Source organism: Cupriavidus sp. 05L310, from assembly GCF_056398185.1.
This window is the reverse complement of sequence record NZ_JBFTOX010000016.1, coordinates 42219-64920: the sequence shown is the minus strand read 5'-3', so window position 1 is coordinate 64920 and position 22702 is coordinate 42219. Positions and strand designations below refer to the sequence as shown.

22 protein-coding genes and 1 tRNA gene are annotated in these 22702 nt (G+C 64.1%); 15 read left to right on the top strand and 8 right to left on the bottom strand.

Annotation, left to right across the window (positions count from 1 at the left end; genetic code table 11):
- Positions 1-23 precede the first annotated feature (23 nt).
- The 8 genes from lptB (at position 24) to AC1DS6_RS13915 (ending at position 7051) form a co-directional block, all read left to right on the top strand.
- Positions 24-809: an LPS export ABC transporter ATP-binding protein gene (lptB, locus tag AC1DS6_RS13950; protein ID WP_045241335.1), complete on the top strand. Its 786-nt coding sequence runs from the start codon at positions 24-26 to the stop codon at positions 807-809.
- A gap of 147 nt (positions 810-956) precedes the next feature.
- Positions 957-2432 (top strand): RNA polymerase factor sigma-54, encoded by a 1476-nt coding sequence (locus tag AC1DS6_RS13945; RefSeq protein WP_441627029.1) that lies wholly within the window; start codon positions 957-959, stop codon positions 2430-2432.
- Between the two features lie 49 nt (positions 2433-2481).
- A complete protein-coding gene (gene hpf / locus AC1DS6_RS13940) occupies positions 2482-2832 on the top strand; it encodes a ribosome hibernation-promoting factor, HPF/YfiA family (RefSeq protein WP_006159435.1) in 351 nt (116 codons plus the stop codon).
- Positions 2833-3213: 381 nt separating this feature from the next.
- On the top strand, positions 3214-3669 hold the full coding sequence (gene ptsN, locus AC1DS6_RS13935; RefSeq protein WP_006159436.1) for a PTS IIA-like nitrogen regulatory protein PtsN: 456 nt from the start codon (positions 3214-3216) through the stop codon (positions 3667-3669).
- A 78-nt stretch (positions 3670-3747) separates the two neighbouring features.
- Positions 3748-4719, top strand: coding sequence for an HPr(Ser) kinase/phosphatase (hprK, locus tag AC1DS6_RS13930; RefSeq protein WP_006159437.1), 972 nt, complete (start codon positions 3748-3750; stop codon positions 4717-4719).
- Positions 4720-4892: 173 nt separating this feature from the next.
- Positions 4893-5270 carry a PsiF family protein gene (locus AC1DS6_RS13925; protein ID WP_441627026.1) on the top strand — a complete coding sequence of 126 codons (378 nt, stop codon included), beginning with the start codon at positions 4893-4895 and terminating at the stop codon, positions 5268-5270.
- Positions 5271-5387: 117 nt separating this feature from the next.
- Positions 5388-6305, top strand: a complete 918-nt coding sequence (rapZ, locus tag AC1DS6_RS13920; protein ID WP_477102597.1) for an RNase adapter RapZ — start codon at positions 5388-5390, stop codon at positions 6303-6305.
- A 65-nt stretch (positions 6306-6370) separates the two neighbouring features.
- A complete protein-coding gene (locus AC1DS6_RS13915) occupies positions 6371-7051 on the top strand; it encodes an LON peptidase substrate-binding domain-containing protein (protein ID WP_441627022.1) in 681 nt (226 codons plus the stop codon).
- 28 nt (positions 7052-7079) lie between these two features.
- Here the strand turns inward: AC1DS6_RS13915 and mutY are convergent, their stop codons facing one another.
- The 3 genes from mutY to mutM form a co-directional block, all read right to left on the bottom strand.
- Complete coding sequence (gene mutY / locus AC1DS6_RS13910; RefSeq protein ID WP_441627020.1) at positions 7080-8270, bottom strand: A/G-specific adenine glycosylase; 1191 nt, start codon at positions 8268-8270, stop codon at positions 7080-7082.
- A 91-nt stretch (positions 8271-8361) separates the two neighbouring features.
- On the bottom strand, positions 8362-10305 hold the full coding sequence (locus tag AC1DS6_RS13905; RefSeq protein ID WP_441627018.1) for a dynamin family protein: 1944 nt from the start codon (positions 10303-10305) through the stop codon (positions 8362-8364).
- A 273-nt stretch (positions 10306-10578) separates the two neighbouring features.
- The gene (gene mutM / locus AC1DS6_RS13900) at positions 10579-11493 is read right to left on the bottom strand and encodes a bifunctional DNA-formamidopyrimidine glycosylase/DNA-(apurinic or apyrimidinic site) lyase (RefSeq protein WP_441627016.1); all 915 of its coding nucleotides are present in this window, start codon (positions 11491-11493) and stop codon (positions 10579-10581) included.
- 139 nt (positions 11494-11632) lie between these two features.
- Between mutM and AC1DS6_RS13895 the strand changes: the two genes are divergently transcribed.
- The 7 genes from AC1DS6_RS13895 to pth all read left to right on the top strand — a co-directional run bounded on the left by AC1DS6_RS13895 (position 11633) and on the right by pth (position 17931).
- Positions 11633-13525: a tetratricopeptide repeat protein gene (locus AC1DS6_RS13895; RefSeq protein ID WP_441627014.1), complete on the top strand. Its 1893-nt coding sequence runs from the start codon at positions 11633-11635 to the stop codon at positions 13523-13525.
- An 84-nt stretch (positions 13526-13609) separates the two neighbouring features.
- On the top strand, positions 13610-14224 hold the full coding sequence (gene lolB / locus AC1DS6_RS13890; protein ID WP_441627012.1) for a lipoprotein insertase outer membrane protein LolB: 615 nt from the start codon (positions 13610-13612) through the stop codon (positions 14222-14224).
- Positions 14221-15099 (top strand): 4-(cytidine 5'-diphospho)-2-C-methyl-D-erythritol kinase, encoded by an 879-nt coding sequence (ispE, locus tag AC1DS6_RS13885; protein ID WP_441627010.1) that lies wholly within the window; start codon positions 14221-14223, stop codon positions 15097-15099. Before lolB ends, ispE begins: the two co-directional genes overlap by 4 nt.
- Positions 15100-15159: 60 nt before the next feature.
- A tRNA-Gln gene (locus AC1DS6_RS13880) sits at positions 15160-15236 on the top strand.
- 99 nt (positions 15237-15335) lie between these two features.
- Positions 15336-16289 (top strand): ribose-phosphate pyrophosphokinase, encoded by a 954-nt coding sequence (locus tag AC1DS6_RS13875; protein WP_017229695.1) that lies wholly within the window; start codon positions 15336-15338, stop codon positions 16287-16289.
- 117 nt (positions 16290-16406) lie between these two features.
- Positions 16407-17003 carry a 50S ribosomal protein L25/general stress protein Ctc gene (locus tag AC1DS6_RS13870; protein WP_183032821.1) on the top strand — a complete coding sequence of 199 codons (597 nt, stop codon included), beginning with the start codon at positions 16407-16409 and terminating at the stop codon, positions 17001-17003.
- A gap of 334 nt (positions 17004-17337) precedes the next feature.
- Positions 17338-17931, top strand: a complete 594-nt coding sequence (gene pth / locus AC1DS6_RS13865; RefSeq protein ID WP_441627008.1) for an aminoacyl-tRNA hydrolase — start codon at positions 17338-17340, stop codon at positions 17929-17931.
- A 99-nt stretch (positions 17932-18030) separates the two neighbouring features.
- Here the strand turns inward: pth and AC1DS6_RS13860 are convergent, their stop codons facing one another.
- The 5 genes from AC1DS6_RS13860 to AC1DS6_RS13840 form a co-directional block, all read right to left on the bottom strand.
- Positions 18031-18291: a YfhL family 4Fe-4S dicluster ferredoxin gene (locus AC1DS6_RS13860; protein WP_035861094.1), complete on the bottom strand. Its 261-nt coding sequence runs from the start codon at positions 18289-18291 to the stop codon at positions 18031-18033.
- Between the two features lie 68 nt (positions 18292-18359).
- The gene (gene coaD, locus AC1DS6_RS13855; protein ID WP_035861092.1) at positions 18360-18845 is read right to left on the bottom strand and encodes a pantetheine-phosphate adenylyltransferase; all 486 of its coding nucleotides are present in this window, start codon (positions 18843-18845) and stop codon (positions 18360-18362) included.
- Between the two features lie 187 nt (positions 18846-19032).
- Complete coding sequence (gene rsmD, locus AC1DS6_RS13850; RefSeq protein ID WP_441627005.1) at positions 19033-19686, bottom strand: 16S rRNA (guanine(966)-N(2))-methyltransferase RsmD; 654 nt, start codon at positions 19684-19686, stop codon at positions 19033-19035.
- A 72-nt stretch (positions 19687-19758) separates the two neighbouring features.
- Positions 19759-21120, bottom strand: a complete 1362-nt coding sequence (locus AC1DS6_RS13845) for a M16 family metallopeptidase (RefSeq protein WP_441627003.1) — start codon at positions 21118-21120, stop codon at positions 19759-19761.
- 20 nt (positions 21121-21140) lie between these two features.
- A complete protein-coding gene (locus tag AC1DS6_RS13840; RefSeq protein WP_441627001.1) occupies positions 21141-22667 on the bottom strand; it encodes a M16 family metallopeptidase in 1527 nt (508 codons plus the stop codon).
- Positions 22668-22702 lie beyond the last annotated feature (35 nt).

Genomic DNA, 22702 nt, shown 5'->3' with positions numbered 1-22702 from the left:
CCCGATCCACGGATTCAGCCTTCATGACCGTTACCCAAACCGCACCCTCCCAGCCCGCCACCCTGAAGGACAGCAGCACGCTGGTCGTGCGCCACCTGAAAAAGCGCTACGGCTCGCGCACGGTGGTCAAGGATGTGTCCCTCGACGTAAAGAGCGGCGAGGTGGTCGGACTCCTGGGGCCCAACGGCGCGGGCAAGACCACCTCCTTCTACATGATCGTGGGACTGGTGGCGCTGGACGAGGGCGACATCGTGCTCGACGACAAGCACATCAGCGGCCTGGCCATTCACGAACGGGCACGCATGGGCCTGTCCTATCTGCCGCAGGAAGCTTCGGTGTTCCGCAAGCTGAATGTGCAGGAGAACATCCGCGCGGTACTGGAATTGCAGATCCAGGACGGCAAGCCACTTGGCAAGGCCGAACTCGAGCGCCGGCTGGACACGCTGCTCGATGACCTCCAGATTGCCCACCTGCGCGACAATCCGGCGCTTTCGCTGTCAGGCGGCGAACGCCGCCGCGTGGAAATCGCCCGCGCCCTGGCCTCGGCGCCCCGCTTCATCCTGCTAGACGAGCCCTTCGCCGGCGTCGACCCGATCGCGGTGGGCGAGATCCAGCGCATCGTCAGCTTCCTCAAGGCGCGCAATATCGGCGTGCTGATCACCGACCACAACGTGCGCGAGACGCTGGGCATCTGCGATCACGCCTACATCATCAGCGAAGGCGCCGTGCTGGCCTCGGGCCGGCCTGAAGACATCATCGCCAACGAGTCGGTGCGCAAGGTCTACCTGGGCGAGAATTTCCGCATGTAACGCGGCGCGCCACAGCAAGCGGCAGCTGCGGCGACCTTGTGCCCAAGGTGGCTCCGGTGTCGCCTTTTACCCTGCAACGATCACGGCGTCATCAGCGATAGCAATTTCCGTTCCACCGGCACGGAAGTTGGGCATAAAATAGGTCGCATGAAACCGTCGCTACAGCTCCGCCTCTCGCAGCATCTCGCGCTCACGCCGCAACTCCAGCAGTCGATCCGGCTGCTGCAACTGTCCACGCTCGAACTGCAGCAGGAAGTGGAACAGGCGCTGACCGAGAACCCTTTGCTCGAACGCGAGAACGACTGGCTCGACAGCCCGTTGCGCGTTGCCGCCGACGGCTCGGTCAACATGCAGAGCGCTCCCGCGCCGGCGCCCGCCGACGGCCAGGGCACCAGCGAGAACCGCCCCGACGGCGCGCCCGAGGCCGAAGACAGCTATTCCGACAGCAACGAGGACTACGGCAACGACTGGAGCCTCGACGACTTCGCCCGCCGCCCGCAAGGCGACGACGACGAAAAGACCCCGATGCAGTTGCGCGACGCCGAACCCACGCTGCGCGAACATCTGATGGAACAGCTCGCGCCGCTGAAAATTTCGTTGCGCGACAAGGGGCTGGCCATCTTCCTGGTCGAGTCGCTGGACGACGACGGCTACCTGAGCGCCTCGCTCGAGGAAATCTGCAGCGAACTGCCGGATGAACTTGAATTCGAGGTCGACGAGATCCACGCCGTCCTTACCCTGCTGCAGAGCTTCGATCCGCCTGGTGTCGGCGCACGCAATGCGGCCGAATGCCTGGCGCTGCAATTGCGCCGCATCAAGCACCCGCAGCGCGACCTGGCGCTGACCATTGTCACCAATCACCTGGAACTGCTCGCGGTGCGCGACTACACGCGCCTGAAAAAAGCGCTGCAGGTGGACGAGCCGGAATTGAAGTCGGCGCATGAACTGATCCGCTCTCTGGCGCCTTATCCGGGCCATGCGTACAGCCGCCCCGAAGCCGACTTCGTCGTGCCCGATGTTTTTGTCCGTAAACTGAATGGCGGCTGGATCGCGCAGCTCAATCCGGATGTGATGCCGCGGCTACGTATCAACGACATGTACGCGCAGATATTGCGCGGTGCAAAAGGCGATGCGGGTGCTGCGGGACTGCAGCAAAAACTGCAGGAGGCACGCTGGTTGATCAAGAATATCCAGCAAAGGTTCGACACGATATTGCGCGTTGCACAAGCTATTGTCGAACGTCAAAAGAACTTCTTCACCCACGGTGAAATTGCGATGCGCCCCTTGGTTTTGCGGGAGATTGCCGATACACTGGGTTTACACGAGTCCACCATCTCTCGGGTGACTACCAATAAATACATGGCAACGCCGATGGGGACTTTCGAGCTGAAGTATTTCTTCGGCAGTCACGTATCCACAGAAACCGGCGGCGCGGCCTCGTCAACGGCAATTCGTGCGTTGATCAAGCAACTGATAGGAGCCGAAGACGCCAGGAATCCCTTGTCCGACAGCCGGATTGCCGAATTGCTCGGCGAGCAAGGCTTCGTAGTGGCACGACGCACCGTTGCCAAATACCGCGAGGCGCTCAAGATTCCGGCAGTTACTCTCCGCAAGACTTTGTAGCCGAGTTGCATCGCCTGCCTGGTGCAACTCTTTCAGAAGGAGAAACGCTATGAACTTCAAGATCAGTGGACACCACTTGGACATCACGCCCCCGCTGCGTGAGTACGTGGAAACGAAACTGGAGCGTATCGTCAGGCATTTTGATCAAGTCATTGGCGTAAGTGTGCTGCTCTCTGTCGACAATACAAAAGAAAAGGACCGGCGGCAGTACGCGGAAATCAATCTACATCTCAAGGGCAAGGACATCTTTGTCGAAGCGCATCATGAAGACCTGTATGCCGCTATCGACGCGCTCGTCGACAAGCTCGACCGGCAGGTGATTCGCCATAAGGATCGCGTGCAAAGCCACGACCGCGAAGCGGTCAAGTATCAGATGGCCGCATCGCAGATGCAGCAATGACCGTGCCTGGTGGCCCACAGACCGGGCCGCCGGTGTCACTCCCTTGAAACCGGAATCAAGCCGCGCCCATAGCGCGGCTTTTTCGTTCCTGGCGCTCATCCGGGACCACGCGGGGGATTCCGCAACGCATATGGACCGGTGTATGCTGTGCAATACATAGTTCTCAAGCTCAACGATTTTTCCGTGCACGCGGCACCGCTTCCGCGCATCGGGTATTGCAATGCACAAGGCGGGGGCGGGCCTGCTCTATAATGGCCAGACGCCCGACACCGGCAGGGGGACACCCGGTGAAACTTCGGACCTTGGTTTTTTCTTCTTTTTTGCCCGGCGCGATGCCTCCCGGCCCCGGGCCTGCTTACTAGAAAACCCTGCGCATTCCACATGAATCGTTTGGCTAAATTGCTGCCACCCGGCAACATCAACCTCGACGTCAGCGTCACCAGCAAGAAGCGCGTGTTCGAACAGGCCGGGCTCCTCTTCGAGAACAACCATGGCGTGGCGCGCGCTACCGTGACCGACAACCTGTTCGCCCGCGAATCGCTGGGGTCCACTGGTCTTGGCGCCGGGGTTGCCATTCCGCATGGCCGCATCAAGGGACTGAAGCAGCCACTTGCCGCCTTCATGCGCCTGGCCGAGCCGATCCCCTTCGAATCTCCCGACGGCAAGCCGGTAGCGCTGCTGATCTTCCTGCTGGTGCCCGAACAGGCCACCCAGCAACATCTGGAGATTCTCTCGGAGATCGCCCAGCTGCTGTCCGACCGCGAGATGCGCGAAGGACTGGCTACCCTGCCCACCCCCGATGACGTGCACCAGTTGCTGACGCAATGGCACCCCTGACCGGCCTCGGCGATCTTTACGCAGGCGAGCGGGGCAATTGTCCCCGCTGTCTGAAAGCTCGCTCCTGAAAGCACCCGCATGGAACTCACTGGCGTCACCTCGCAGTCGATCTTCGACGACAACGCAGCCGATATCAAACTCTCCTGGGTAGCCGGCCTGGAAGGCGCCGACCGGGCGTTCGATGTCGAATTCGCACGTGAAGCCACTTCCGCGGCCGATCTCGTCGGCCACTTGAACCTGATCCACCCGAACCGGATCCAGGTCCTGGGCAAGCCCGAGATCACGTATTACCAGCGTCTCGACGACGAGATGCGCAAGCGCCAGATGGGTGAGCTGATCCTGCTGGAACCGCCCTTCCTGGTGATTGCCGACGGCATGGAGCCACCGCCCGACCTGGAACTGCGCTGCACGCGTTCCTCCACGCCCTTGTTCACTACGCCGGTGTCCTCGGCGGCGGTGATCGATCACCTGCGCCTCTACCTGTCGCGCATTTCCGCGCCACGCGTGACCATGCACGGCGTATTCCTCGACATCCTCGGCATGGGCGTGCTGGTGATGGGTGAATCCGGCCTGGGCAAGAGTGAGCTCGGCCTGGAGCTGATTTCACGCGGACATGGGCTGGTGGCGGACGATGCCGTGGATTTTGTCCGGCTCGGACCCGATTTCATTGAAGGCCGCTGCCCGCCCCTGCTGCAAAACCTGCTTGAAGTGCGCGGCCTGGGCCTGCTCGACATCAAGACGATCTTTGGCGAGACCGCGGTGCGCCGGAAGATGAAGCTGAAACTGGTGGTGCAGCTGGTGCGCCGCAACGACGGCGAATTCGAACGCCTGCCGCTGGATTCCCAGTATCTGGATGTGCTCGGCCTGCCCATCCACATGGTCAAGATCCAGGTGGCGGCCGGCCGAAATCTCGCCGTGCTGGTCGAGGCCGCCGTCCGCAACACCATCCTGCGCCTGCGCGGCATCGACACGCTGCGCGATTTCATGGACCGCCAGCGCGCCGCGATGCAAGCCGATGTGGCATCGCGGGGCCAGGGCCGGCTACTCTAGGCAGCCAGCGCCGTGCCTGGGCTGTTTCAATTGATTGCATTCGTCCGCGCTTCCGTCGTCAACGCGTTTGGGGCACAGGCCGTTTTGTGCAGTAATGGACATTGAGCCCAGCCCGAGTTGCCGCGCCGACATGGCCAGCAGCCATGAAGTTTTCCACAGCCAGGAGAGCAAGCATGAAGAGAATGATCGCGATGTGCGTGCTGGTAGCCCCGCTTTTCGCCAGCGGCGCCTTCGCCCAGAATGCACCGGCCGCAGCAACCGCAACGCCCGCGGCACCCGCAACGTCCGCAAAACCGGCAGCACCGGCAGCACCGGCGGCGCCCGCGGCGACAAACTCCCAACAGGACAAGATGAAGGCCTGCAATACGCAGGCCGCCGGCAAGAAGGGCGACGAGCGCAAGGCCTTCATGAGCGACTGCCTCTCCAACAAACCCGCCGCCGCTCCCGCCAAGAACAGCCAGCAGGAAAAGATGACGGCGTGCAACAAGGACGCTACCGGCAAGAAGGGCGACGAGCGCAAAGCCTTCATGAGCGAGTGCCTCTCCAAGTAAGCCCCCGCGTCACTTAGCATGCGGACATGCGAAAATGGCGAACCCTTCGGTTCGCCATTTTTGTTGGCGCCTCGCCGTCATGACGGCGTCATCACCTGATGTTATGCTTGTCGTGCTATGCGCATCATACTTATCACCGGAATCTCCGGCTCCGGCAAATCCGTTGCCTTGAACGTACTGGAAGACGCAGGTTACTACTGCGTTGACAACCTGCCGGCTCAGTTTATTCCGGCGCTGGCCCAGTATCTCGCAAGCCAGGGTTACACCCATCTTGGCGTCGCTACCGACATCCGCAGCCGCGAATCGCTGGACGAATTGCCCGGCACGCTGCGCAACCTCGCCTCCGAACACCAGGTCCGGGTGGTTTTCCTGACCGCCAATACGGATGCGCTGGTGCAGCGATACTCGGAAACGCGGCGGCGCCACCCGCTGTCGATGCGTATCGACAAGGCGACCCTCTCGGCCAATGCCGAACCTGCGGGCGTTGCAGACAATGCGCTCGATGCGCCATACAACGACACGTCCCTGATCGAAGCCATCGAGATGGAGCGCGAGCTGCTCAGCCCGCTGGCGGAGGCCGCGCACCGTATCGACACCAGCAACGTGCGCACCAATACGCTGCGCGCGTGGATCAAGGAATTCGTGCGCGGCGATGACCTGAAACTCACCTTGCTGTTCGAATCGTTTGGCTTCAAGCACGGCGTGCCCAGCGATGCCGACCTGGTGTTCGATGTCCGCTCGCTGCCCAACCCCTACTACGACCTGGCCCTGCGCCCGCTGACCGGACGCGACGAGCCCGTGATCGACTTCCTGCAGAGCCAGCCGATGGTGCTGGCCATGGCCGATGACATCCGCGCCTACGTGGAAAAGTGGCTGCCAAGTTTCATCGCGGACAATCGCAGCTACCTGACCGTCGCCATTGGCTGCACGGGCGGCCAGCACCGCTCCGTGTACATCGCTGAAAGACTTGCCAACTATTTTCGCGCCCATGGTAATGTGCTGGTGAGACACCGCGAGCTCGCACCCGGCGGCTGAAGGCCGCAGCTGCAGGTTTCGCGGCCAGGCTCGGCAATTCCCGCCCGAAACTCTGCTGGCTCAGCATGTCCTCACACGCCACGCCCGGCTCATCCGCTTCGACCACCGCTTCGTCCGGTACATCGTCGGTACCGCCTGCGCTGGATGGCCTGCCGCTGTTTCCGCTGCACACCGTACTCTTTCCGGATGGCCTGCTGCCGCTGCGCGTTTTTGAAGCACGCTATGTGGATATGGTGCGCGCTTGCATGCGCGATCACACACCTTTCGGCGTCTGCCTGATCGCCAGCGGCAACGAGGTCGCCCGCCCCAATGAACCCACCATGCCCGAGACCATCGGCTGCCTGGCGGATATCGTCGACTGCAATATGGAGCAGCTTGGCGTGCTGCTGATCAGTGCGCGCGGGCGCCAGCGCTTCCGGCTGATAGGCCACAGTGTGCGCGCCGATGGTTTGCTGGTGGGTCAGGCGGAATTGCTGCCGCCCGACATCATCGACTGCAAGCTTGAACTGCTGGGCGAATGCCTTGCTGTGCTGCGCCGTATCGTCGCCTCGCTCCACGCGGAGCATCCGGGCAAGCTTCCGTTTGCAGAGCCGTTCCTGTGGGATGACCCGAGCTGGGTGGCCAATCGGCTATGCGAGTTGCTGCCCGTGCCGCTCAAGGCCAAGCAGATGCTGATGGCGCTGCCGGACGCGGGGATGCGGATCGAGATCGTGCACAAGTACATGCGTCAACACCATATTCTCTGAGCCTCCCACGCGGCAAAGGGCTTTAGCTTTAGAACAATCCCCCCAGCGCCTGTGCTTCGAGCAGCTTGCGCACCGGTGCCGGTGTGCCCACCGCATCGAGATCGTCCAGCGAGAGCCAGCGTAGCGGAGTGCCATCGGCTGCGTCGTGGGCGCTCAGGCCGGTGACGTCCACGCGGATGGCGCGGATCAGCAGGCGGAAGTGGGTGAAGACGTGGGTGAGTTCGCCGACCATGCTGGCGGTGCCGGGCGTGCCGAAATCGCGGGCGCGTTCGCGGGCGGCGTCTTCGGCCAGTTCGGCATCGAAGGGCACGGTATCCACCGGCATTTCAGGCAGGCTCCAGAGGCCGCCCCAGATGCCGCTGTCGGGTCGCAACGCCAGCAGGACTTCACGGCCGCGCCGGACCAGCAGCATGACGGTGCTGCGCTCGGGAATGGCGGCACGCGGTTTCGGCGTGGGCAGCGCGGCGGTCAGGCCGTCCCGGCGCGCCACGCAGTCGCTGGCCAGCGGGCACGACGCCGCGGCAGCAAGGCAGGCCGGCTTGCCGCGCGAACAGACGGTGGCGCCGAGATCCATTACGCCCTGGGTATAGGACACCATGTCCTCGGCCTGTCCAGGCCCCTTCGGGGGCAACACCTCCTCCGCGATTTGCCACATGCGGTTCTCCACCGCCTTGACGCCCGGATGGCCGTGGATGCCGAAGAACCTAGCGAAGACGCGCTTGACATTGCCGTCCAGGATGGGGGATCGCACGCCAACACTGAAGGCGGCCACGGCCGCCGCGGTCGAGCGGCCGATGCCGGGCAGCGTCACCAGCACCTCGGGATCGGTAGGAAACACGCCGCCGTGCTCGCTCATCACGCTCTTGGCGCAGCGGTGCAGGTTGCGCGCGCGCGAGTAATAGCCAAGCCCTGCCCAGAGCGCCATCACCTCGTCCGCGCTAGCCTCCGCCAGAGCGGCAACGGTAGGCAGGCGGCCGACGAAACGCTGGAAATACTCGATCACCGCGCTGACCTGGGTCTGCTGCAGCATGATCTCCGACAACCAGATCCGGTAAGGGTCGCGGGTGTTCTGCCACGGCAAGTCATGGCGCCCGTGCAGGCGCTGCCAATCCACCACGCGCGTGGCGAAATCGGCGGGAACGGCGGGAACGGCGGGAACGGCGGCCAGGGAAAGATCGGTGGAAGAAACGGCGGGAGTAGCGGCTGGCTTGCGGGGCATCGGGAACGTGACGGAAAAGGCGGCAGCGCCGGAAGCGGCGGCGCGTCATGATACCGCCTTGCCGCCTCCGGCACCGCGCGCCAGCCGTGCTTCAGGCGGCGACGGCCCTGAGCTGGCCGTCTTCGGCGTCAGGCCGCAGGATCTGCCGGGAGAAGGATTCGATGCGTCCGCTGCGCTCGTCCAGCCCGTTCAGCACTTCCTCCAGCTGCGCGATGCGGCTTTCCAGCGTGTCGGTCGCCTCGTGGATGCGCTCGATCGAGTCGACCCGGCGACGCAGTTGCTTCTGATGCTCGCGTACCTGCGCCTCCAGCGGCGTCATCACTGACTTGAGCCAGATCTCGATATCGCGGTTGAGATCGCGAAAGGTTTCCAGCACGCGGCTTGCAACAGTGGAGAACGCGCTTTGCACCAGTTGCGGACGCGAGCGGGTCAGCATGCTCATGGCGCCGAAGTGCGTCTGGGCCAGTGCCAGCGTCTGCTGCAGTTCGCTCACGTAGCGCGCGGTGACAAACTGGATCGGCGCCGGCAACGTGAAGCCGTGCTCGGCATTGAAGCGGCGGTACATGCTGTCGGTGAGCTGGTGTAGCTGGACGATCTTCTGGTCAGCCTCGCTGACCAGTTCGCCTAGCCGGGCGAACAGCCCGTCCATGTCCTCGCGCATGCCGCGCGAGAAGAAGCGCTCCTTCATCTGCTCGCGGCGCTCGCGCATGGTGCGGCGCACGTCGCGCAGTTGCAGGCTCTTGATGATATCGGCGCTGTGACGTCCGAACACAAGACGCAGCGCCTGGAACTTGGCGATGCTCTGCTCGAACTCTTCCTTTTCGGACTGCACACGCATCAGCATGTGCTTGACCATCGCGTGGTTCTTGCCGCGCAGGCCGCGCAACTCGAACAACTGCTCGACGATGCTGCGGCGGCGGCTCTGCAGCAGTTGCTGCGCGCCACGCGTCATTTCCTCCACCGAGCGCTGTACCTGGTCGGCGACGATCTCACGCCGCTGTGGAATCAGTTGATCCGACAGAACATGTTCGAATTGCGGCAGGCCGCTGCGCGCCAGCAAGTCGTCATCGTGCGTGACCTTGGCCACCAGGCCCTTCTGCGCCGACACCGGATAGACGCGCGACTCGTCGATCCCCAGCACCTGGGCGCTGTTGGTGACCTGGCGCGTAATCTCGGCCGCGGTCTCGGCCGGCGACTTGAGCGGGTCCCACAGACCGTCGATCTTGTTCAGCACCGCCAGGCAGCCCTTGCGGTGGCCCGCGCTAACATGGCTGCGCCAGAGATCCAGGTCGCTCTTGGTCACGCCGGCATCGGCGGCGAGCATAAACACCACGACATGCGCCTCCGGAATCAGGCGCAATGTCAGTTCCGGCTCGGTGCCGATCGCGTTGAGACCCGGTGTGTCAAGGATTACCAGACCCTGGCGCAGCAGCGGATGCGGGAAATTGATAACTGCATGGCGCCAGCGGGAAATCTCCACCATGCCGTCGGCATCGAGCGCGTAGGCGGCGTCGGGATCGTTCTCGTTATACAAGCCGAGCGATTCCGCCATCTCCCGGGTGACGCGGTTGGTCTCGATCACGTGCCGGAACGCATCGAGCATCCCATCCGGCGACGAGGGATCGAGCGGCACGGTATGCCAGTGCGCGTCGACGTCGAGGAAATCAGCAGTGGAGGCTTCCTGCAGGCGCGTCTCGATCGGCAGCAGGCGGATGCACGGCGCCTCGGCCTCGTCGTAGCGCAGCTCGGTCGGGCACATCGTGGTGCGCCCGGCGGATGACGGCAGGATGCGCCGGCCATAGTCTGCAAAGAAAATGGCGTTGATCAGTTCGCTCTTGCCCCGCGAGAACTCCGCGATGAAGGCTACCTTGAGCCGGTCGCTCTTGAGCACGCCCTGGATGCGCTGGACGCGTTCGTCGGCCTGGGCGTCGTAGAGATCGTGCTGCTGCAGCCAGGAGCGGAATTCGGCCAGGGAATTGAGCACCCCGGTTCTCCAGGCGCCGTATTGTTCGAATTGAAGGGCGAGGGTTGTCATTGGCACTGGGATCGGCTTGGCGAAAAGCCCCCGCGACGGCGCTGCAGGCCTGGCGTCTTGATGTCCGATAGCCTGCACCCGGGCGGTGACATGGTGTCTTTGTAACACTTTTTTACTTTGTTGAAGATACAGGTTTCCGGGGGATTTTTGTGAAATTCGAGTCGCCTGCGGGCCTCGCTGTTGCGCCGGCCCATCGGCCCGGTGCAACAGCATCGGGAAGTTACTCAATAAACACTTCGGTGCGGCGTCGGCCTTGAGGAGGGCGGCGCGGTTTCAGCGCTGGCAGGTAGGGCAATAGAAAGTCGAGCGCTGTCCCTGGACGATCTGCCGGATAGTGGTGCCGCAGACCCGGCAGGGATGCCCGGCACGGTCATACACGGCGCAATCCAGCTGGAAGTAGCCGCTGCTGCCATCGCTGCCGACGAAGTCGCGCAGCGTGCTGCCGCCGCGCTCGATGGCACGGGCCAGCGTGTCCCGCACCGCGACGGCAAGGCGTTCACAGCGCGCCAGGGAGAGCCGGCCAGCCGGCGTGGTGGGACGGATGCCGGCGGCAAACAGGCTCTCCGACGCATAGATATTGCCTACGCCCACCACGATGTCTCCCGCCAGGAGCACCGTCTTGATGGCTGCGCTGCGCCCGCGCCCGAGGCGGTACAGCCAGGCTCCGTCGAAGCGCGGATCGAAAGGCTCGACGCCAAGGTTGCGCAGCAGCGGATGTGTTGGCAACTGCGACTCTTCGAGCGGGCTCCAGAGCACAGCGCCAAAGCGGCGCGGGTCGCGAAAACGAAGCACCAGGCTGGTGCCGGTATCGGCGTGCGTGTCGGCGGGGTCCGCGAGGATCAGGTCGAGGTGATCGTGACTGCCCGCCGGCGGCGCTTGCGGCAGCACCCGCAAGGTACCCGTCATGCCGAGGTGGATCAGCAGCCAGCCCCGGTCATCTACTGGCGGCAGGCAAGGAGAGCCATCCGGAAAAAGGCTGGCCGCAGCCTGGCGCACACACTCCAGCAGCAGGTATTTGCCGCGCCGTTCGATGCGAGCGATCACCCGGCCGGTCAGTTGTGACTCGATATCCGGTTCAACCGGCCAGCGCAGGCCGCGATGGCGCACCACCACGTCGGCTATGCGCCGCCCCACCACGTGCGGCAGCAAGCCGCGGCGGGTCACTTCGACCTCCGGCAACTCTGGCATCGAACCTCTCCCTTTTGTGCCACTCCAACCGCCAGAGACCCAGTCATACTGGTGCCATGCGGATCAGCAAGGCATTGTAGCGGCAGGCTACAATGCCTTTAACATTCCCATCGCATTGAGTGCTGGAGCACCCACCCACATGTCGGACCGCCTGGACCGTACCCCGATGACCATCGCTCAAATTCTTCCTACCCGGCGCTCTACCCGGCGGCCGCTGCGTCACAGGCTCGCAGCCACGGCTGCGGCCGCGCTTGCGGTCTGCGCCATGGCGCCGCTTGCCAGCCATGCCGCGCCCCCGGAGGGCAGGCCCGCGATGAAGGTGGCGGCGGAAGCCATCACGCCAGTCCGCTCGAACCCGTTGCCGCCGAAGATGCCGCTGCCGGCGGTGCCGCTGAGCGCCGACATCCTGTACCGGGTCCTGGCGGCGGAAATCTCGGCCCAGCGCGGCGTGGTCGGTCCGGCTTACCAGACTTACCTGGAACTGGCCCGCAATACGCGCGACCCGCGCTTTGCCCAGCGCGCCACCGAGATCGCCTTCAATGCACGTAGCGCGCAGCAAGCGCTCGACGCTGCGCGCCTGTGGACCGAACTCGCGCCCACATCGGCTGGTGCGCGGCAAGTCCTTTCCACCCTGCTGGTCCTGAGCGGCCGCTGGGACGAAGCCGAACCCTTGCTGGCCCTGCAGCTCAATGGCGTGCCGCCAAGCCACCGGCCGGAGGCGATCCTGCAGATGCAGCAGCAGCTTTCGCGAACCAGCGATCCCGCCGGTGCCGCCGCCCTGCTGCAGCGCCTGACAGCGAGCGACGCCCGCTCTGCCGAAACCCACCTTGCCCTGGCCCGCGCCAAGGAAGCCGCCAACGACATTCCCGGCGCCCTGGCCGAACTCGACGAAGCCCAGCGCATCCGCCCCGACTATGAAGCCGCCGCGCTGATGGCGGCCGAATTGCGCGCCGACAGCGCACCGGACGAGGCCATCGCCGGCCTGAAGTCGTTCGTCGGCAAGGCCCCTGCTTCGGTCAACGGCCATATCACGCTGGCGCGCCTGTACTTGCAGCAGAACGACCTGCAAGCCGCCCGCGCCGAGTTCGAGACCCTGCGCAAGATAGCGCCCAAGGACCCGCGCGTGCCGCTCGCCCTTGGCCTGACCAGCCTGCAGTCCAAACGCTATGACGAAGCTGAGCAGTACCTGAAAGAGTATCTGCAACTGGCCGAGCAGGTGCCGGCCGCCAGCCCCGATATCGCCTACCAGTACCTGGCGCAGATCGCCGAGGAAAAGAAGGACTACCCCGCCGCCGTTGCGTGGCTCGACCGCATCGACGACAGCCGCCTGGCGCCCGCGGCCGCCGTCAAGCGCGCCCAGCTGCTTGGGCGCATGGGCAAGCTCGACGACGCACAGGCCGTGTTCAACGATATGCTGGCCGATGCCGAGGATATCGCCGAGCCCGACCAGCGCGCGCAGCGCATGACCGCGATCCGGCAGGCCGAGGTTGGCATGCTGATCGATGCCAAAGCCTACGACCGCGCCCGCAAGGTGCTGGAGGAGCGCGTCGCTGCCGAGCCCGACAATTCGGACTGGGTCTACGAGCTGGCCATGCTCGACGAGCGCGAGAAGCGCTACGACAGCATGGAAAAGCGGCTGCGCCGGGTGATCGCGATGCAGCCCGACGCAAAGCAGGGCTACAACGCGCTCGGCTACTCCCTTGCGGACCGTAACGTGCGCCTGCCGGAAGCCCTCCAGTTGCTGGAGAAGGCCTCCGCGCTGGGACCGGACGATCCTTACATCATGGATAGCCTGGCCTGGGTCAAATTCCGCCTGGGCCAGTTGCAGCCAGCTGCCGAACTGCTCCGGAACGCCTACGCCAAGGCGCCCGAAGCGGAAATCGGTGCCCACCTGGGCGAGGTGCTGTGGCAACTCGGCCAGCAGGATGAAGCACGCAAGACCTGGAACGAAGCCGCCAAGATCGAGCCGGACAACGTCATCCTAATCGACACGCTGCGGCGCTATAACGTGCCGCTCTCCGCGCTCAAGTAATCTCCCGATTCATCCGACAGCCCGCAAACCTCCGCCGGGCCGGACGCCCGGCGCCCGGCTGCGCCGGTGCGGGCGCAAGACTACATGCATAAATCCCGACGCCTAGCCCTGCTCTGCCTGAGCGCCCCCGTCTGGCTTGCCGCCTGCGCCAGCATCACGCCAACGCGGCAGTTCGACGCCGGCGAGACCGCCAGGGCGCGCGACCTCAGCGGACGCTTCGCCGCCAACTACGTGCGCTACGGCCGCGAGGAAGGCGTACAGGGCAGCTTTCAATGGCACGAGCAAGGCCGCAACGTGCGGCTGGACCTGATCTCGCCGCTGGGGCAGACCCTTGCCGTGGTCACGTCCACCCCTTCCGGCGCGACGCTCGACCTCCCCAACCAGCCCCCGCGCAATGCGCCTGAGGTGGATACCCTGCTGGAAGAGGCGCTTGGCTTCTCGCTGCCGGTGGCCGGCATGCGCGACTGGCTGCACGCGCGCCCCGCGCCGGGCAGCCCGGCGCGCACCACCCGCGACGATAGCGGGCGGCTGGCCACCCTGGCGCAGAACGGCTGGACAGTACGCTATGTGTCGTGGCAGGAAACCCCTGCCGCGGCAACCGCAGCCACGGCGCTGCCGCGCCGTATCGACCTGGCACGCGATGGCGACGGCAGCCCGCTCTCCGTGCGCCTTGTGATCGATCCGGAGCAAGCGCAATGAATACTGCCCGTACCCTGCCCCCCGCTGAACTGCGCGGCTGCCCCGCTCCCGCCAAGCTGAATCTCTTCCTGCACGTGACCGGGCGTCGTGACGATGGCTATCACATGTTGCAGACGGTGTTCCAACTGGTGGACTGGAGCGATACGCTGGACTTCCGCCGCCGCGAAGATGGCCGCATCGAGCGCACCACCGAGGTAGCCGGCGTCCCGGCCGAGACCGACCTGATCGTGCGCGCCGCACGGGCGCTGCAGCAGGCCAGCGGAACCCGCTTTGGCGCCGACATCGCCATCGCCAAGCGGCTGCCGATGGGTGGCGGCATTGGCGGCGGCTCTTCGGATGCGGCCACCACGCTGCTGGCCCTGAACCACCTGTGGGGGCTGCACCTGGACCGCGATGAACTCAAGCGCATCGGCCTCGCGCTGGGCGCGGACGTGCCGTTCTTCCTGCATGGGGAAAACGCCTTCGCCGAGGGTGTTGGCGAGGAACTGACGACGGTCGCGTTGCCCGAAAGCTGGTTCGTGATCATCCACCCGCGCCAGCATGTTCCTACCGTTGCAATTTTTTCGGACGAGCGCTTGACAAGGGATACGCCCATCAGCATAATAGCGGACTTCACTGGATGCACAAACAAGTTCGGTTTCGGTCGCAACGACCTGGAAGCGATAGCAACAGTGAAGTTCGGCGAAGTTGCCCGAGCCCTTGAATGGCTGAGACAATACAGTCCCCATGCAAGGATGACCGGTTCCGGAGCCTGCGTGTTTGCGCGATTCAACGATTCGCAAACGGCGCAGCAGGTACTAGACCGGTTGCCTCCCGAATGGGATGGCAGGTGTGCGAAGAGTTTATCGCACCACCCGCTCGCAACGCTCGCATAAATAGTTTTTCGTTCGGCGTCGCAGGCAGTTGAATGTGACGATGGACGTGCCCGGTTGTGTAGGGGAGTCGCCAAGTTGGTCAAGGCACCGGATTTTGATTCCGGCATTCGAAGGTTCGAATCCTTCTTCCCCTGCCATTACATTCCTATAGTGTCCTTATGGACCCGCACGACAAAGCTGCCGGCACTAGCCGGCAGCAATCTTTCCCCCCTCCAGCAGCAAGACAGGTGCACCGAATGAGCAGCGAAGGCTTGATGGTTTTTACCGGCAACGCCAACCCCAAACTCGCGGAGGCTGTCGTGCAGCACCTCGGCATCCCGCTCGGGAAAGCCCAGGTCGGCCGGTTCTCCGACGGCGAAGTCCAAGTTGAAATCCAGGAAAATGTTCGCGGCAAGCACGTTATCGTGCTGCAGTCCACCTGCGCGCCGACCAACGACAACCTGATGGAACTGATGGTGATGGTCGATGCGCTCAAGCGCGCCTCGGCACGCAGCATCACTGCCGCCATGCCCTATTTCGGCTATGCCCGCCAGGACCGCCGCCCGCGTTCGGCGCGCGTCGCGATCTCGGCCAAGGTGGTAGCCAATATGCTGGAAGTCGCCGGCGTCGAGCGCGTCCTGACCATGGACCTGCACGCCGACCAGATCCAGGGCTTCTTCGATATCCCGGTTGATAACATCTACGCCTCCCCGGTTCTGCTGGGCGACCTGCGCGAGAAAAACTACGGCAATCTGCTGGTGGTCTCGCCCGACGTCGGCGGCGTGGTGCGCGCCCGTGCGCTGGCCAAGCAGCTGAACTGCGACCTGGCCATCATCGACAAGCGTCGTCCCAAGGCCAATGTGGCTGAAGTGATGAACATCATCGGTGAAGTCGACGGCCGCAACTGCGTGATCATGGATGACATGATCGACACCGGCGGCACGCTGTGCAAGGCCGCCCAGGTACTGAAGGAGCGCGGCGCGCTGAAGGTATTCGCTTACTGTACCCATCCGGTGCTGTCCGGCGGCGCGGCTGCCCGTATCGCCGACTCCGAACTGGATGAAGTGGTGGTGTGCGACACCATTCCGCTGCGCGACGATGCGATCCAGTCCGGCAAGATTCGCCAACTGTCGACCGCATCGCTGCTGGCGGAGACTTTCACCCGGATCGTCAAGGGCGACTCGATCATGTCGCTGTTTGCCGATTCCTGATAGAATTCAACGCTTTACCGCGTTTGCGGCCGTTTTTCGGGGACACCCCGGTTACGGTGCAGGCGCGATTCATCGGGCTGTCTGGTCGCGGACAGCCCTCTTACATTTGGAGTCATCATGAAAGTAGTAGCCTTCGAGCGTAGCGTACAGGGAACGGGTGCGAGCCGCCGCCTGCGCAACGCCGGCAAGACCCCCGGCATCATCTATGGCGGCGCAGCCGAGCCCAAGATGATCGAACTGGATCACAACGCGCTGTTCCATGCGCTGAAGAAAGAAGCATTCCACTCGTCGATTCTCGACCTCGAAGTGGAAGGCAAGGCTGAAAAGGCCCTGCTGCGCGCTTTCCAGATGCACCCGTTCAAGCCGCTGGTCCTGCACGTCGACTTCCAGCGCGTGTCGGCCACCGACAAGATCCACGTCAAGGTGCCGCTGCACTTCATGAACCAGGAAAACGCCCCGGGCGTGAAGCTGGGCCATGGCATCGTCAACCACATCCTGAACGAACTGGAAGTGTCGTGCCTGCCGGCCGACCTGCCTGAGTTCATCGAAGTGGACCTGGGTAACGCGGAACTGGGCCAGACCCTGCACCTGTCCGACGTGAAGCTGCCGAAGGGCGTGAGCGCCATCACCCACGGCGACGAAAACCCTGCTATCGCCAGCATCTCGCTGCCGGCCGGCGGCGTTGCTGCAGCCGAAGAAACGCCTGCTGCCTGAGTACCCTGAACGCGGCCTTCGGGACGTGCAACAGGACGGCTCTCGCAGCCGCAAGAAAAAACCGCCGGCGCGTCCGGCGGTTTTTTTTCGTGCGCCCAATCGAGTATCCTTGGCCCCTGGCAGCCCCTGCGCGATGCGAAGCGAGCCGTGAATGTTTGCCCATCCCGTATGGGGCGCCTTCTTTGCCTACGTTCTTGGCGTGACAAGAAAGTAGGTCGCCGCCCCGCAGGGGTGGTGAAACTGCCTTTGATTTTAGGCTTTTAGGCCTATGACACTGCAGTTAAGCAGTCGCAGTCAGATCCGCCTGAGTCCTCCCAACCAAGCAGTCCAACCCATGATCAAACTCATCGTCGGTCTCGGCAACCCCGGGGCGGAATACGAAGCCACCCGCCACAACGCCGGCTTCTGGCTGGTCGACCAACTGGCCCGCATGGGCGGCGCCACCCTGCGCGTTGAAGGCCGCTTCCACGGCCTGGCCGCGCGCGCGCGGCTATGGGACCAGGACATCTGGCTACTCAAGCCGTCCACGTTCATGAACCGCTCCGGCCAGTCAGTGGTATCGCTGGCGCGTTTCTACAAGATCCTGCCTGACGAAATCCTGGTAGCCCACGACGAAATGGACATGCCGCCCGGTACCGTCAAGCTCAAGCGCGGCGGCGGCGCCGGCGGCCACAACGGACTCAAGGACATTGCCGCGCACCTGACAACGCAGGACTACTGGCGCCTGCGCATCGGCGTGGGCCATCCGCGCAACTCGGCAAGCGGTGGCGGCGAGCGGGAGGATGTGATCAATTATGTATTGAAGCCGCCGCGCCGCGAGGAGCAGCAGGCCATCGACGAAGCCATCGACCGTAGCCTGGCGCCGCTGGCGCTGCTGGCCAGGGGCGAAAACGAACGCGCCATGCTGGAGTTGCACACCACCCGCTGAAGGCGCTTCGCAAGCAGCAAACCGCAGGCGGACCAATAAAAAAGCCCCGTCACCTCTCGGTGACGGGGCTTTTTTGTGCCGCAGGGCGCAATGCCCGCGTCAAGCCACCCGCTTGGCCGCCGTCAGCAGACGATAGCGCTGCATCAAGGTATCGCGCGTCTCGACCCGGTTGGGGTCGTTCGGGATGCAAGCCACCGGGCAAACCTGCTGGCATTGCGGCTCATCGAAGTGTCCGACGCATTCCGTGCATTTGTTGGGGTCGATCTCATAGATCTCGGGCCCCATCGAAATAGCTTCGTTTGGGCACTCGGGCTCACAAACGTCGCAGTTGATGCAGTCGTCGGTGATCATCAGTGCCATGGTGTTTCCTTTAAGCCAGACATGCCCGCGCCCGACTGGCCGCGGCCGACATGTCCCGAAGCTCTATTTTATTCCGGTTTGGCAATCTTCTCCTGAAGCCAGCGCTCGACCGACGGGAATACGAACTTGCTGACATCGCCGCCCAGCACCGCGATCTCGCGCACGAACGTGCCCGAGATGAACTGGTATTGGTCCGAGGGCGTCAGGAACATGGTTTCCACGTCCGGCAGCAGGTAGCGGTTCATGCCCGCCATCTGGAACTCATACTCGAAATCGGAGACGGCACGCAAACCCCGCACGATCACCCGCGCATTGTTCTTGCGCACGAAATCCTTGAGCAGGCCGGAGAAACCTTCGACTCGCACATTGGGATAGTGTCCCAGGACTTCGCGAGCGATGCCTATGCGCTCTTCCAGCGAAAAGAATGGGCGCTTGTTGGGGCTATACGCCACGCCGACCACGAGTTCATCGAAGATATTGGACGCTCTGCGCACCAGATCCTCGTGGCCCCGGGTCATTGGGTCGAAAGTGCCGGGATAGACCGCGACGACCATGCTTCCTCCTTATTCTGCCCGCTGCCGGTCCTGGACCGATCGACCCCGCCCGCTATGGTTGAGGGCTGGGGCCAAGGCTGCGTGACGAGCGTTGGCAACAGCGGCGTAGTGTAACTCTAAACGCGGTACTTGGAAGCCATTGCAACACGCTTTCGCGGCAGTGCCGCATCTAGCGTGCGATGGCCGGTCATGCCGCGTCCGCGCCCCCGAATCGATTATTCCTGTGCTGCAGCAAATGGAAATGCACCGCGCCCGCGCGGGCATGCCGCACGATCTCCAGCGCCGCCGGCACTGGGGCATCCGGGCCGGTCAACGCACGATCGGTTTCCACATAGACGGCACCGCCCGGCCGCGACAGCCGTGCCGCATGCTCCAGCGCAGGGCCCAGCCAATCCTCGGCAAACGGCGGATCGAGAAAAACCACGTCGAAGCTCGCTGACGGCATCTGCGCCGCCGTAGCAAATGCATCACCCTGCACAACCCGGATCTGCTGGGCGTCGAGGCGATACTGGTTGTCGCGCAATTGCTTGGCCACGCGCGGGTTGGCCTCCACCATTGTGACCTGCCGCGCACCGCGCGAAGCGGCTTCGAAGCCAAGTGCCCCAGAACCCGCAAACAGGTCGAGGCAGGCCAGCCCCGACATGTCCTGGCCGAGCCAGTTAAACAGAGTTTCACGCACGCGGTCGGGCGTGGGACGCAGCCCTTCGGCGTGGAGTACGGGCAGCGGCGTGCGCTTCCACTTGCCGCCGATGATGCGGACCTGCGCGGGTGCCTGCCGCGGCGAGGGGGAAGAGTTTCGCCCGCTGGCAGCGGGCGAGGGAGATCGGGTACGCGAATTCATGCCGTGATTGTAGAGCCTGCGGGTCAGATCGCGCGAGCGCCAGGGACCGAAGCGCCCGCACCACTCACGCCCTCATTCCGGCCCGCCCACGATCACAGTCGCCATGGCGTCGGGACGCACGTGACGCTGGAAGGCTTCCTTGACCTGGGCTCGCGTGATCTTGCCGATCTGCCTGGTCCAGGTATCGAGGTAGTCCAGCGGCAACCTGTACCAGCCGATATTGGCCACATTGGTCAGCAGCTTGCGGTTGCTGTCGATGCGCAGCGGGAAGCCATTGATGAGATTGTCCTTGGCGGCCTTCAGTTCGGCGTCGGTGGGGCCTTCCGCCACGTATTGCGCCAGCACCTTGCGCACCAGGGCCAATGCCTCGTTGGTCTGCGCCTTCTTGGTTTGCAGGCCGATGCCGAAGGGCCCTGCCTGCTTGGCCGGGGCGAAGTAGCTGTCGACACCATAGGTCAGGCCGCGCTTCTCCCGTACCTCATCGGTCAGGCGCGAGCTGAACCCACCGCCGCCGAGGACGTAGTTGCCTACCAGCAGGGCGAAGTAATCGGGATCGCCACGCGCGATGGCGGGCTGGCCAATCGCCACGGTGGCCTGTTGCGCCGGATGCGGCACTCGCTGCTCGCTAGCCGGGATCGTTGGCTGCACGGGCGGCATCGCAGGCGGCGTGGCTCCCGCGGGCAGGCCGCGGGTTAGCTGCTCGGCGATGGTCTCGGCCTGCTTGCGGTCGATGGCGCCGATCAGCGTCACGACAGCACGCGATGGCGCGTAATTGTCCCGCCAGAAACGCTCGATATCGGCCCGTGTGATCGATTCGACCGACGCCGCGGTCGGCGAAACGCCATACGGATGGGCGGGATAGATCGCCTTCGACACCATCTTGTCGGCAATCACCCCCGGCTTGGTGTCAGCCTCGCGGATCGCCGTGATCAGGCGTTGCTTCTCGCGCGCCACCACGGTGTCCGGGTAGGCCGGGGCCTTGATCAACTGACCAGCCAGCGCAAGCGACTGGCTGAGCTCCGGCTCGGAGGTCAGCGTGCGCAGGCCGATACCGCCCCGATCGCTGCTGGCGGCACCGCCGAAATCGGCGCCCGTGTCGGCGAAGGCGTCGGCAACCTGCGCTTCGTTGCGCGCTGGCTGGCCGTCCTGCGCGGCGGCGCCCTTGTCGAGCAGGGCTGACGCGAGCGTGGCAAGGCCGGCCTTGCCCGGCGGGTCATAGCGGCTGCCGGCGTCGAAATCGATATTGACGTCGAGCATGGGGATGGACGGGCTGCGCACGAAATACACGCGGGCGCCGGTAGAGGTGGTCCATTGTTCGATCGGGATGGCAGCCAGCGCGGCCTGCGAAGCGATCAGGGCAAGCGCGCCGAAGGCAGCGCCTGCGATACGGCGCAGCACGCGCGGCGACGGGATCGTCGGGGCAAAGAGAGACATCGTCGGTCCTCTGAAAGGCTTTAGCGGAGCGAGCCGGCGTCAACCGGTGCCTTTGGCTTGTTCGGGTCGATGGGTTGCGGCAGCAGGGTCGCCACGGTCAGGTTATCGTCGTTGAAGTACTTGCCGGCCACCGCTTGCACCTGCGCAGGCGTGACTTCCTTGACCTTCTCCAGCATGCGGTCGAGCTTGCGCCAGGAAATGCCTGAAATCTCGGCCACGCCGATTTCCATGCCCTGGCCGAACACCGAGTCGCGCTTGTAGATCTGCGCCGCCACGACCTGCGCCTTGACGCGCTTGAGTTCTTCAGGCGAAACCCCTTCGCGGGCGATGCGGGCGATCTCGTCGCGCAGCGCGCGCTCGATCTCCTCGGTGGTGTGGCCATTGGCCGGCGTGCCATCGAGCACCATGATGGACTCGCCGCGATTGATGCTGTCGTAGCCCACGTTGACGTCGTCGGCAATGCGGCGCTCGCGCACCAGGTCTCGCGTCAGGCGGGCATTGTCGTAGCCGTTCAGCACGGCCGACAGGACCTCCAGCGCGTAGGGATCGACGTCCTTCTCGACATCGTGCAGGCGCGGCACCTTGTACGCCATCACGATGTACGGGTTCTCCGCGGGAGCCTTGACCCAGATCCGCTTGATGCCCTTCTGCACCGGCTCCAGCTGGTCCTTGCGCAACGGCAGGGGACGCGCCTTGAGCTTGCCGTAGATGCGTTCAGCAAGCGTCCTGACCTCGGCCGCCGTGACGTCGCCGGTAACGACGAGCAGGGCGTTGTCGGGCACGTACCAGTTCTTGTACCAGGCCTGCACGTCCTCGACGCGCATGTTGACGAGGTCAGCCGGCCAGCCGATCACGGGATGGCGGTAGGGCGCCGCCGTGAACACGGTGGCCAGCAACTGCTCGTAGACGGTGCCGCGCGCGGAGTCGTCGGTGCGCAGGCGCCGCTCTTCCATCACGACCTTCATCTCCCGCTCGAACTCATCCTTCTTGATGATGAGATTGGCCATGCGGTCGGCCTCGAGCTCCATCATCCTGGGCAGATACTGTTTGCTGATCTGCTGGTAGTACAGGGTGAAGTCGCGGTTGGTCAGTGCGTTCTCGCGCCCACCCAACGCCGCTATCTGCTTGGAAAACTCCCCCGGCCCGACCTTTGGTGTACCCTTGAACATCATGTGTTCAAGCATGTGCGCCACGCCAGTGGTGCCGCTGACCTCGTCCATGCCGCCCGCGCGGTACCAGATCTGGTGTGCTACGGTGGGCGCGCGGTGATCTTCCTTGACGATGACCCGCATGCCGTTGGACAGCTTGAATTCGGTGGTATTGGCCTCCGCCGCGGCGTTTTGGGACGCGGCGGCCTGTCCGGTGGACAGCGGCGGCGCCACCACGCCGGTCTGCGCGTAAGCGGCGCCGAACCAGGGCATGGCGATCAACAGGAGGGTGGGAATAAGGCGCCGGGAGAAAGCGGCCGGGCGAATAGCGCCGGCGCCGGCAAGAGGCGATGCGGTACGGGCGGCGCCCGACCTGGACCTGACAGCACAATGGTTCATGCGACCCCGTCTGCTAGAATTTTGGCGATTGATTC